The sequence below is a fragment of the Roseobacter sp. genome, assembly GCF_045106495.1.
Classification (GTDB): domain Bacteria; phylum Pseudomonadota; class Alphaproteobacteria; order Rhodobacterales; family Rhodobacteraceae; genus Roseobacter.
Genome location: NZ_JBGCEQ010000029.1, coordinates 1 through 12283 on the forward strand (window position 1 = coordinate 1; position 12283 = coordinate 12283).

Below are 12283 nucleotides of genomic sequence, written 5' to 3' on the forward strand. Positions count from 1 at the left end.
TCACGGCGCCCGCCGAGATGCTTCCGCTGGATATGGTTGGGCCCGAGGATATCGACAAGATCCTTGGTTATGCGCGCTCCAACTTTGACTATGTGGTTGTGGATATGCCCACGACCGTGGTGGCCTGGACCGAAACCGTCCTGCATTCCGCGCAGGTCTACTTCACCCTGCTCGAACTCGACATGCGGTCGGCCCAGAATTGCCTGCGGTTCCTGCGTCTTCTCAAGGGCGAGGACATGCCGGTCGAGAAGCTGCGCTTTGGCATGAACCGGTCGCCAGGGTTTACCGATTTGCAGGGCAAGGCCCGCGTCAAGCGCATGGCCGAAAGCCTCGACATCGATATCGAAGTGCTGCTGCCCGATGGGCAAAAACAAGTGCTGCAAGCCAATGACCATGGACTGCCCCTGGCCATCAACGCCGCCAAGAATCCGTTGCGCAAGGAAATTTCCAAACTTGCGATCTCGCTCCACGAGCTTGTCTCGGCGGATGCGGTGGCAGCGGGCGGTCAGTGACGGACGCCTAGGGTGCGAGGCGACGGAGAAGGGGTCTGAAAGATGTTCTCACGTTATAAGAAACCGGGCGAGCCAGGGGCGAGACCGGCCAAGGCCGGTCCAGCTGAACCACAGCCCGTTGCCGAGTCCGCGCCGAAACCCTCGGCTGGGGCGACGCAACGCAAATCCATGGGCCCGCAAAAGCCCAAGGTCGCGGCCCAGGCCGTCCTGGGCGACAAGGAAAAGAAGCGCAAGGAACGGCTGTCCGAGATCAAGCTCGAACTGCACAAACAGCTGTTGGACAACCTGAACCTCGCCGCGCTGGAAACCGCGACCGAGCAGGAACTGCGCGCTGAAATTCAGGCCATCGCCGCCGAGAGCCTTGAGGAAATGTCGATCGTTCTGAACAAGGACGAACGCCAAACCATCCATCAAGAGCTGTATGACGAAGTCACGGGTCTTGGCCCTCTCGAGCTCCTGCTGAAGGACGACACGGTCAACGATATTCTGGTGAACGGGCCGCAACAGATCTTTGTGGAACGCGCCGGTAAGCGGACGCTCACGGATGTGACGTTCAAGGACGAACGCCACCTTCTGCGGATCATCGACAAAATCGTGTCGGCCGTGGGTCGCCGTGTCGATGAATCCAACCCCTATGTGGACACCCGCTTGGGCGATGGCTCGCGTTTCAACGCGATGGTCCCCCCGATCGCGGTGGATGGCAGCCTGGTCTCCATTCGTAAGTTCAAAAAGGACAAGCTCGCCATTGACGACTTGGTCAAGTTTGGCGCCTTCACCGAGGAAATGGCGGCCTATTTGCAGGCCGCCGTGGCCACACGCCTCAATGTGATCGTCTCAGGCGGTACCGGTTCAGGCAAGACAACAACGCTGAACGCGCTGTCTTCCTTCATCGACAACAACGAGCGTATCTTGACGATTGAGGATACGGCGGAACTTCAGCTGCAACAAACACATGTGGGCCGCATGGAAAGCCGCCCGCCCAATGTCGAAGGCAAGGGTGAAGTCTCGCCACGCGATTGTCTGAAAAACGCTCTGCGGATGCGCCCCGACCGTATCATCGTCGGCGAGACACGCGGCGAAGAGGTTATCGACATGTTGCAGGCCATGAACACGGGCCATGATGGGTCCATGACCACCATCCACGCCAACTCAGCCCGAGATGGCGTGTCGCGTCTTGAAAACATGATCGCCATGGCCGGCATTGAAATGCCTCTTAAAGCGGTCCGCAGCCAGATATCCAGCGCTGTCAATCTGATCGTGCAGGCGTCGCGTCTTCAGGACGGAACGCGCCGCATGACATCCATCACCGAAATTACCGGGATGGAAGGAGAGGTCATCTCCATGCAGGAGATCTTCCGCTATCAGCGCGTAGGCCTGACACCAGACAACAAGATCATCGGTCACTTTACAGCCACCGGCGTGCGTTCGTCTTTTGCCGAACGCTTCCGCATGTGGGGCTATGATTTGCCACCATCCATCTACGAGCCCATCGCGGCCGAATAAGGACCAGGACCATGAGTGCAGAACCAATTATTTACGGCTTGATCTTCATCGGCGTCTTGGTGCTGGTCGAAGGCCTGTATCTTGTCACTTTTGGCAAGTCCATCAGCCTCAACAGTCGCGTCAACCGCCGGTTGGAAATGCTCGACAAGGGCAATGGCCGCGAAGAGGTGCTGGAAAAACTGCGCAAGGAAATGCAGCAGCATATGAAGTCGCGGTCCATTCCGCTTTATTCGCTTCTGGCCGAAAAGGCGCAAAAAGCCGCGATTGCCTTCACACCGCGCCAGCTGGTCATGATTATGGCGCTGCTGGCTTGTATTGCCTTTTTGGGCCTGACTGTCGGGACAGAAACCGAAGTGGGCGTGCGTGCCTTGCTGTCTGTTGGCATTGGCGTGGGTGCTGTTTTCTTTTGGGTGTCCTCAAAGGCAAACAAGCGCATGTCCATGATCGAAGAGCAACTGCCCGACGCGGTTGAACTGATGGTCCGTTCGCTGCGCGTCGGGCATCCGTTTGCCTCTGCGGTGCAAATCGTCGCCAAGGAAGTCCAAGACCCGCTCGGCTCGGAATTCGGCATGATAGCGGATGAATCCGCATATGGTCGTGACATTGGCGACGCCCTCAAGGAAATGGCCGAACGCCTGGACATGCAGGATTTGCGGTTTCTGGCGGTGGCCGTGACCATTCAACAAACATCCGGTGGTAATCTGGCGGAAATCCTCGCCGGTCTGGCAAAGGTGATCCGCGCCAGGTTCCGTTTGTTCCGCCGCGTCAAAGCGATCACTGCCGAGGCCAAATGGTCCGGCAAGTTCCTGTCCGGCTTTCCCATTGTCGCATTGATTGTGATCAACATCGGGGATCCAAATTACTATGACGAAGTGCGTGACCACGCCATGTTCATTCCGGCCTGTTTCACCGTCGGAATTCTGCTCGCATTGAACCTGCTGGTCATGCGCATATTGACCGACATTAAGGTGTAAGGACCCCTGCCATGGAAATTCTGAATTCAACAAACACCTTGATTATCAATGCTCTGGGACCCTTGGGACCCATGATCCTCTTGGGTACGGTCGGTTTGATAATGGTGGCCGTGACCGCCATCATGATGTTGAATCAACCAGAAGACCCGATGGCGAAACTGAAACGATCCGTGCAATCGCCGACCTCCGGCAAGGAGCCGCAACAGCGTTTGCGGCAAGGCGAGCGCAATGAGCAACTGCAGAAATTTGCGAGCTTTCTGGAACCCAAAGACGTCGCCGAACTGAGCAAGAAACAACTGCAACTGCGGCAAGCGGGATACCAGAGCCAGGATGCGGTGCGCATGTTCCACTTTGCCCAGTTCACCCTTGGCATTCTGGGTATGATTGGCGCCTTTGTGTATCTGATCCTGTTGGACGGGGGTCAGGGTTTCAGCAGCAACAAGATGATGGTCTATTTCATTGTACCGTGCTTTTGCGGGTACTACTTGCCAACCTATTGGATCACCCGGCGTATTGAAGAGCGCAAAGAGCAAATCACACAAGGTTTTCCAGACAGCCTCGACATGATGTTGGTCTGTGTCGAAGCGGGTCAGTCATTGGATCAGAGCATCGTTCGGGTGGCGCGCGAACTGCACGCCTCCTACCCGGCACTGGCGCAGGAGTTCGACATCGTCGCTTACGAAATGAAAGCAGGCAAAGACAAGGTCACTGTTCTGAAAGATATGGGTGAACGCTGTGGCGTCCAGGACGTGTCCTCTTTTGTAACCGTGCTGATTCAATCCGCGACATTCGGGACATCCATTGCAGATGCGTTGCGGGTTTATGCTGGCGAAATGCGAGATAAACGCGTCATGCGTGCGGAAGAGGCTGCAAACAAGTTGCCAACCAAGATGACGCTTGCAACAATGATGCTTACCGTTCCGCCGCTTTTGATCATCCTGATCGGGCCGTCGGCGCACGGTATCACGCAATTGGGAAACATGGGCGGGCCCTGATGGCAAAAGGAGTGTGGCGGGTAACAGAACCTGCTGCTGTACTGGCAATATGTTTTGGAATTGCCGCCTGCGCGCCGGGCGGCTTTTCCCGTTCTGATGACGCTGCCCTACCCGAAGGCCAACTTGATGCGCCTGGCGTGGACCTTTCAGGCGAAGCGGTGGACGGTGTTGCAGTGGGTCACCGGCTCATTGCAGCAGGCGAATACGAACTGGCAATCAAAGCTTTCAATCGTGCGGCATTGGACCGTGGCAAACTCGACGCCGAAATCCTGTCGGGTTTGGGGAGCGCCAACCTGGGATTAGGGCGTTTGGGTCAGGCCGAAGTTCTGCTAAGGCGGGCGACCGATACGGAAGACGCGCAACCTGAGGACTGGAATAACCTTGGGGTTGTATTGATGGAAGCTGGTAAAACCATAGAGGCAGAGCAGATATTCCGCCGTGCCTTTGCACTCGACAATGGCGAAAGTGTCGCAATCCGGGATAACTTGCGCTTAGCACTCGCAAAATCTGAGAATTCTGCTACGAATAGCTTCGAAACTGACACTTATAAGTTGGTTCGGCGTGGCGACAGTGACTTTCTAATACGTCAAACGCCATAAATGAGGTAAGAGCAGTAAAAGGACGCACAAATGCGCCATCCTATTCTTTTGTCCGCTTGTCTGGCGGGTGCAATCCTGGTCTCAGGTTGCGCCGAAAAAGACGATGAAACCGTGGAACGTGCCTTTCAAGACGTCAATGTCGTCGATGAATCCAATCTCAGCGATGTGATGCTGACGGTCGCTGACCCCAATGAGGCCGTCAATTACTTCAGCCGCACCGTCAAGGAACAGCCCGAGCGCATCGACCTTCAAAGGGGCTTGGCCTATTCTCTGGTGCGCGCAAAACGCTTCTCGGAAGCCGCCCCCGCGTGGGAAAAGGTGACCCAGATGGAGGGCGCAACGGCTGAAGACAGTGTCGCCCTTGCAGACTCTCTTATTCGGACCGGCAATTGGAAAAAGGCGGAAAAAACGCTGGATGCGCTGCCCCCAACCCATGAGACCTTTAACCGGTACCGCCTGGAAGCCATGCTGGCAGACAGCAATGAAGAGTGGACCAAGTCGGACAGCTTTTACGAGATCGCAACGGGCTTGACGACGAAACCCGCCGGTGTTTTGAACAACTGGGGCTATTCCAAATTGTCGCGTGGTGACTACGCCGAAGCCGAACGTCTTTTTGGCGAAGCCATCCGCCAGGACCCATCGCTGTTCACCGCGAAAAACAATCTGGTTTTGGCCCGTGGTGCGCAACGCGACTATTCACTTCCGGTCATTCCGATGGACCAATCCGAACGGGCACAGCTCTTGCACACCATGGCTCTGACCGCTGTCAAACAAGGCGATGTGACCACTGGTAAAGATCTGTTGCGCGAAGCCATCGAGACGCATCCCCAGCACTTTGACGCCGCTGTCCGCGCTCTGGATGCGCTCGAAACCAAGACCTAAGGCGCGCGTATCGTGGCGATCACAGCTTATTCTGCATGGTGGTTTCTGCCTTTTGTGCTGCCGCTTTGCGTCTATGTGGCGTACACGGATCTGTCGCGCATGAAGATCACCAACAAGGCGGTGCTGGCGCTCGCGGGCGTTTTTGTGGTGCTGGGCCCGATCGCCTTGCCGAGCTTTGATCTCTATCTTTGGCGTCTGGCGCAACTGGCGATCATGCTGGTTTTCGGGATTGTCTTGAACGCCATCGGTACCATGGGCGCAGGCGACGCAAAATTCATTGCGGCATCGGCACCCTACGTCGCGCTCGGCGATCTGAGGTTGGTCATTGCCTTGCTGGCAGCTTCCTTACTGGCCGCCTTTGTAACTCACAGGCTGGCGCGCCATACACCTTTACGCAAACTGGCACCAAACTGGGAAAGCTGGGATCAGGGCAAAAAATTTCCCATGGGGCTTGCTCTGGGTATTACCCTCGGTTTCTATCTGCTTCTCGGCGCGCTCAACGGAATGTAATTTACTCAATTTTCACCCCACAACGGTATTTTTCCGGGATGCTGCGTAGCAGTGAACGTTTTCACCCGGGGGGTGTCAGATGAACATGCAAACCGCCAACGTCATGGCACCGCCGCCGCCACGTACTCTCGCGGAGATGCGGCTGTCGACCGTAATGATGCGCGATATCGTCCTCAAAACGATGTTTCGTAAAAACGTCGACATGGTCAGCGAACTGAGCGCAGCCGTTTGCTTGCCAATCCCGGTGACGCAAGAACTGGTCGACATGGCCCGTGATCAGCGGTTGTTAGAAGCAACAGGCACTCTCAACGCCAACAATGGCAATGAGATGGGCTACCAGCTCACCGAACAAGGTAAGGCGCGCGCACTCGACGCCCTTGCACAATCCGAATATTTCGGCGCCATGCCGGTGCCGCTTGATGTCTATACAGAGCAGGTGAAACGCCAGTCTGTGCGCAATATGCAGATCACCCGCGCGCAACTTACTTGCGCCATGGGCCATCTGGTTCTGCCGGACATGCTGCTGGATCAACTCGGGCCTGCCGTCTCCGCTGGCCGTTCGATCCTCATGTATGGCCCGCCAGGCAATGGTAAATCGTCGATTTCAAACGGGATCAGGGACGCTTTGGGTGACAACGTTTACGTGCCGCGCGCAATCGAATACGCGGGTCAGGTCATAACCGTTTACGATCCGATCGTGCACGCCGCTGTCCCTATTGAAGAAGACGACCCCAACTCACTACGCCGCTCCACCAAATTTGACATGCGCTACGTGAAATGCGAACGGCCCACAGTGATCACCGGGGGCGAATTGTCTCTCAGTATGCTCGATCTGGTGTACAATCCGACGGCGCGCACATATCAAGCGCCGCTGCAGCTGAAATCCACCGGTGGCATTTTTATTGTGGATGACCTTGGTCGTCAGGCTGAACCACCTCAATCCCTTGTCAATCGGTGGATTGTCCCCTTGGAAGAGAGCAAAGACATTCTGGCGCTGCAATCGGGTGAGAAATTCGAAGTGCCGTTTGACACGCTGGTGATTTTCTCGACCAATTTCCACCCCAACGAAATCTTCGACCAAGCCGCTTTGCGTCGCATCTTTTTCAAGATCAAAATTGACGGTCCCAACCAGGAAAATTTCCTCAAAATTTTCGCTATGGTCGCCAAGAAGCGCCAAATGCCCTTGGACGAAGCATCGTTGGTGCACTTGCTGAAGGTAAAGTACCCGGAGATAGACAACGTCTATGCGAACTACCAACCCATCTTCTTGATTGATCAGATGATATCCATTTGTGATTTCGAAGGAATTGCCTACCAGATGTCACCTGAGCTGATCGATAGAGCCTGGGCAAATATGTTTGTCAAAGACGAACATATTGTGAAGTAATAGTCTCGAACCAGAGCTTGAAAATGTATCGAAGTGGTACTTATCGGCGATCCTTTGTTGGTCGCGGAGGAGGATCGATCTGCGCCATCCGGCGCACCTGAAGACTATAATTTTCGCGCTTGATTACGTGTGCGGGTCGCTGATGATGCCCTTCCCCTCTGAAAACTTGCTTGTTCTGATGTGTGGGTTGCGCGACCTCTTGAAGGCGCCATCCAATGCGACAGAGCCGTTTCACCGACAGGCAAATCATCGGGATGATTTTAGAGCAGGTAACCGGGACGGAAGTGTCCCACATAGTCAGATTGAAACCGCTGGAAAATGAGAATGCCAAGCTCAGGCATTTGCTGGATTACACTTTGCTGGACAATTGCGTGTTGAAAGATATGCCGGGACAGCACCCACGACCAAAAACATGCAATCCGGCCCCCGGTCGGGCACTATCGGTGAGGGCGGGCAAGTTACCAGCTTCTTTAACGTGACGACTGAAAGTCTCGCCGCTCTTTTTGAGTTAGGTCCAGTATTATTGCTTGTTATCGCTCGGCTCGGCTAGCCAGTTCAGGATTTTCGCCCTATCCAGTTTCCGTCAAGCGCATCCGATTTCTTCGATAACCGATCAATACTCTGCATTACTTGCGCAATGCCCGCAAACCAACTGGGCACGAAACACAAAATTTTGCTTATGCGCGGCCTGTTTTTTGCAGCGGTTTAACAAGAGTTCCAAGGAATTCACCAAGTTGCTATTTATAATGTTATGATATTACATATTCTCAATGCGATTCTGCAAGAAACTCACTTGCGACAACCAAAAGCGCGTTGCCAGTAATAAACCGACCTGGTTTTCACGAGTGTTTGTTGGACTGCATAGGAAACGATCAATTGAACGACGGGGGGCCTTGCTCAAAAAATCGCCGATACCGGAACTTTACCCGCCAAGCACTTGGGATTTGTCATGGAACCAGACAACAATTTGGGTCCGTCAAACAAGATCGTCGCACCGGCGTGTTGCGGCTTTGGCCGCAAATGAAGCGCAAAGGTACGTAACCCGTTACGCCGTACCTTTAGAACTGTCGGGTTTTCCACAGGCGAAGTAACTCTAGGTTAACCAAATATCAGAAAGGATTCTCGTTATGAAAACTCTGCCACTTCTCGCCCTTTCAACAATTATCGCAGGGCCATTGTTGGCCGAAACGACCCGCCAACTGGATGCACATGAACATGGTGTAAGCCAGTTGGATATCGCTTTTGATGGCCAAAAGATCGCCATGGAATTACATGCCCCTGGCGCGGACATCGTGGGTTTTGAATATGCGGCCGAAAGCGCCACAGATCGCGCAGCGGTCGATGAAGCAGTTGCCAAATTGGCACGTCCCCTTGATCTTTTTGAGCTGCCGGAAGCGGCAGGATGCAGCGTCGTGCAAGCCAGTGCCTCACTTGAGAGTGAAGAAGAGCATGATGACCACGACGCGCATGCCGAACACCATGATCATGAGGACGAAAAGCATGAGGAGCACGCTGAACACGCGGAGTATGAAGAACATGAAGACCGCGCCGAGCATGAGGAGGACTCGGGTCACACTGAATTCCATGCCGAATACCTCCTGACTTGCGCAGACACCGCTGCCGCAACTGAGATCACCTTCGCGTTTTTTGACAGTTTCCCGAATGCGCAGGAGGTTGAGGTGCAAGTTCTGACCGAAACCGGCGCGACGGCGTTTGATGTAGAGCGCGACGCGCCATCACTGAATATACGCGGTATGTTTTAATTGACCCAAGATTTGGCTGCTGCCACCCCGATCCTGCATTTACAAGATGTGCGCTACCGTTGGCCGGGACGGGCCAGCTTTGGGTTGTCAGTGCCAAATTTCGTTTTGAAAACCGGGGAGAAGCTTCTGCTGCTCGGGAAAAGCGGCTCGGGAAAGTCAACGCTATTGTCTTTGATCTGCGGGACAATTTCGGTTCAATCAGGCATGATTTCAGTCGCGGGAACGGATATTTCGGGATTGTCTGAAGGTGAGCGGGACAGGTTTCGCGCTGACCAGATCGGATTGATTTTCCAGCAGTTCAACCTGCTTCCATACGCAAGCGTAGGGGATAATATCCTTTTGCCTTTGCGGTTTGCACCTGAAAGACGGCTGCGCGTTGAAGCGCCATACGCGGAAGCGACGCAGTTGTGCAAGCAACTGGAATTGCCCAAGAATGTCATGTCAGCCCGCGCAGGAACGTTGAGCGTAGGCCAACAACAAAGAGTGGCCGCCGCGCGCGCCTTGATCGGATCTCCGCCTCTGATCATGGCGGATGAACCCACATCTGCTCTCGACGCAGACACGCAAGCGTCATTCGTTGAACTTCTGTTTGAACTGTCCCGCAGCGCGGGTTCATCGGTCTTGATGGTCAGCCATGATGCCCGTTTGGCAAACCAATTTGACCGTGTTGTTAACTTGTCCGACATAGCAGTGACTGAAGCCGAAGCGGCATGATTTTGCGCCTTGCCTTTGGCTCGCTTAGAGCCCGCGTTTTGACCGTCGCCATGACCGTCCTGGCCATTGCTCTCTCGGTCACCTTGTTTCTGGGCGTGGAAAAGGTACGCACCGGGGCCAAGGCCAGCTTTGCCGATACGATTTCCGGCACCGATTTGATCGTCGGCGCGCGTTCGGGGTCCGTGCAACTCTTGCTCTACTCTGTGTTTCGGATCGGCAATGCCACCAATAACATGACCTGGGAAAGCTACCAAGACATCGCCGCACGCCCCGAAATAGACTGGATCGTTCCCATTTCGCTGGGCGACAGTCATCGCCAGTTTCGCGTGATGGGCACCACCTCGGCGTTTTTTGAGCGCTACAAGTACCGGTCCGGCCAGTCACTCGCCACGCGCGATGGCGAGATCATGTCTGATCTCTTTGACGCGGTCATCGGCGCGGATGTCGCGACAACGCTTGGCTATGAAGTCGGCGATCCGATTGTTGTCGCCCATGGGCTCGCATCCTTCTCCAACCATGATGATCAGCCCTTCCGCGTTTCGGGCATTCTGGAAAAAACCGGGACACCGGTGGATCGCACCGTCATCGTCAGCCTCGAAGCCATAGAAGCGATCCACGTAGATTGGAAAAGCGGTGCGAGGATTCCGGGCCAATCAACGCCCACCGAGGTCATCCGGCAGATGGATTTGGAGCCAAACGCCATCACCGCAGCGCTGGTTGGGACAAAAAGTCGCCTTCAGGTCTTTGGCCTGCAACGCGCCATCAACAGCTATCCGCAAGAGCCGCTCCTCGCAATTTTACCCGGTGTCGCGTTGCAAGAGCTCTGGCAAATTGTCGGCATCGCCGAAACGGCCCTGGTTGCAGTATCTGGCATGGTCGTTGTCACAGCACTCATTGGTATGATGGCAACGATCTTTTCCAGCCTCAACGAGCGCCGTCGCGAAATGGCAATCTTTCGTGCCATGGGCGCGCGACCGCGGGTCATTCTGGGCATGCTGGTGCTGGAGGCCTCAGTGATGGCCGCAATCGGGGCCGCTCTGGGTCTGGCGCTCCTCTATATCAGCCTTTTTGTTGCGCAGCCCTGGGTAGACCGGGCGTTTGGCCTGTGGCTGCCGATCAATGCGCCATCGATGCGCGAATTGCTCGTTCTGGTCGGCGTTGTTCTCGCTGGCGCAATTGTGAGCCTCATCCCAGCACTAAGAGCCTACCGAATGTCGCTGGCGGATGGTATGATGGTCAAAATCTAACGAAAGGCCTTCCGGCATGAATTGGTCTCGCCGCTCTGTCATATGTGCAGCAACAGCAAGCGCCGCCTTGCCACGCACGGCCTTTGCCGCAAACCCACGCGAGATCACCTGGGACGATCTGATCCCGTCCGGCGTGCCCTATTCCCAGATCATCGGCGAAGGGGTGGTCGACGAAGCAAATGACACATGGCGTCCCCAGTTCGACGAGCATGCCACGAAAATGAACGAGGCCCTCAACGGTGCCTACATCAAGATGCCAGGGTATATCATACCCTGGGATGTCACCTCTGCCGGGGTTACAAGCTTCATTCTGGTGCCCTATGTGGGCGCCTGCATCCACGTGCCACCACCGCCGCCCAACCAACTGGTTTTTGTGACAACGGAGAACCCTTGGCCCAATGACATGCTTTGGGAGCCTGTCTGGGTCATCGGTCATATGAAAAGCGAATTTCAAACGACAGAGATCGCAGAAATCGGCTATAGCTTGACCGCGGATAAGATGGAGGTTTTCGAATGGGAGGAAAACGGCTGATACGCAGAGACGCAATTTTGGGCCTCAGCGCTTTGGCATTGGTGCCAAGGCCGGCTTTCTCCATAGATTACATCGATTTGGAGTGGTCGGATCTTGTTCCGGAAGGGGAATCGTTCATTCCCCCGATGCTGCAAGGCATAATCGATCATGACGGGTCTTCGCTTATCAGCGAGCAACCGGAATCAGGTGGTCTGCGTACGGATTGGAACGGCAAAACCGTCAGGTTGCCGGGGTACATTGTACCGATCGACTATTCCGGTACCGGCGTGACAGCATTTATTCTGGTGCCGTTTGTGGGCGCTTGCGTGCATGTGCCACCGCCGCCAGCCAATCAACTGGTTTTCGTGACGACCCAAGAACCATATGAAAACTCAGGTTTGTTCGAGGCGGTCAATGTCGTGGGCATGTTCGGGACCGCTTCGATGACAACCCAATTGGCCGAGATCGGATATGCTTTGTCTGCAGATCTGATTGAACCATTTTGAGATCAAAATCGATGTCGCGGCATGGTGATCAAGACTATCTGCTGCGACACCCTGAACGCTGATCTCTTTGCGGACATTCAACGTCGCTTTCACCCTGCCAGGGTCCGCTTGCAACAGCTCGGCCCGCAATTTCGGTGATGCGATCATTGTCAAACATCCCAAACAAGCTGAATTTTGGTT

The 12283-nt window shown here is 55.0% G+C and carries 13 protein-coding genes and 1 pseudogene; all 14 read left to right on the forward strand.

Going from position 1 to position 12283, the window contains the following annotated elements; genetic code table 11:
- Positions 1–512: CpaE family protein (locus tag AB8B75_RS17055; protein ID WP_405364013.1), on the forward strand; the 512-nt coding region annotated here is incomplete at its 5' end.
- A 42-nt stretch (positions 513–554) separates the two neighbouring features.
- Positions 555–2015, forward strand: coding sequence for a CpaF family protein (locus tag AB8B75_RS17060; RefSeq protein WP_405364014.1), 1461 nt, complete (start codon positions 555–557; stop codon positions 2013–2015).
- 11 nt (positions 2016–2026) lie between these two features.
- A complete protein-coding gene (locus tag AB8B75_RS17065) occupies positions 2027–2989 on the forward strand; it encodes a type II secretion system F family protein (RefSeq protein WP_405364015.1) in 963 nt (320 codons plus the stop codon).
- An 11-nt stretch (positions 2990–3000) separates the two neighbouring features.
- Positions 3001–3984, forward strand: a complete 984-nt coding sequence (locus AB8B75_RS17070) for a type II secretion system F family protein (protein WP_405364016.1) — start codon at positions 3001–3003, stop codon at positions 3982–3984.
- Entirely contained in the window at positions 3984–4583 is a 600-nt protein-coding gene (locus AB8B75_RS17075) for a tetratricopeptide repeat protein (protein ID WP_405364017.1), read from the forward strand. The genes AB8B75_RS17070 and AB8B75_RS17075 overlap by 1 nt, the downstream gene beginning before the upstream one ends.
- 30 nt (positions 4584–4613) lie before the next feature.
- Positions 4614–5465 (forward strand): tetratricopeptide repeat protein, encoded by an 852-nt coding sequence (locus AB8B75_RS17080; protein ID WP_405364018.1) that lies wholly within the window; start codon positions 4614–4616, stop codon positions 5463–5465.
- 12 nt (positions 5466–5477) lie between these two features.
- Positions 5478–5975, forward strand: coding sequence for a prepilin peptidase (locus AB8B75_RS17085; protein WP_405364019.1), 498 nt, complete (start codon positions 5478–5480; stop codon positions 5973–5975).
- A 79-nt stretch (positions 5976–6054) separates the two neighbouring features.
- Entirely contained in the window at positions 6055–7362 is a 1308-nt protein-coding gene (locus AB8B75_RS17090) for an ATPase (RefSeq protein ID WP_405364020.1), read from the forward strand.
- 275 nt (positions 7363–7637) lie between these two features.
- A pseudogene (locus AB8B75_RS17095) lies at positions 7638–7757 on the forward strand (IS3 family transposase); the annotation flags it as partial.
- Positions 7758–8489: 732 nt separating this feature from the next.
- Entirely contained in the window at positions 8490–9125 is a 636-nt protein-coding gene (locus AB8B75_RS17100; RefSeq protein WP_405364021.1) for a DUF2796 domain-containing protein, read from the forward strand.
- Positions 9126–9839 carry an ABC transporter ATP-binding protein gene (locus tag AB8B75_RS17105; protein ID WP_405364022.1) on the forward strand — a complete coding sequence of 238 codons (714 nt, stop codon included), beginning with the start codon at positions 9126–9128 and terminating at the stop codon, positions 9837–9839.
- Positions 9836–11086, forward strand: coding sequence for an ABC transporter permease (locus AB8B75_RS17110; RefSeq protein WP_405364023.1), 1251 nt, complete (start codon positions 9836–9838; stop codon positions 11084–11086). The genes AB8B75_RS17105 and AB8B75_RS17110 overlap by 4 nt, the downstream gene beginning before the upstream one ends.
- A 16-nt stretch (positions 11087–11102) precedes the next feature.
- Positions 11103–11618: a DUF3299 domain-containing protein gene (locus AB8B75_RS17115; protein ID WP_405364024.1), complete on the forward strand. Its 516-nt coding sequence runs from the start codon at positions 11103–11105 to the stop codon at positions 11616–11618.
- The gene (locus tag AB8B75_RS17120; protein ID WP_405364025.1) at positions 11600–12103 is read left to right on the forward strand and encodes a DUF3299 domain-containing protein; all 504 of its coding nucleotides are present in this window, start codon (positions 11600–11602) and stop codon (positions 12101–12103) included. The genes AB8B75_RS17115 and AB8B75_RS17120 overlap by 19 nt, the downstream gene beginning before the upstream one ends.
- Positions 12104–12283 lie beyond the last annotated feature (180 nt).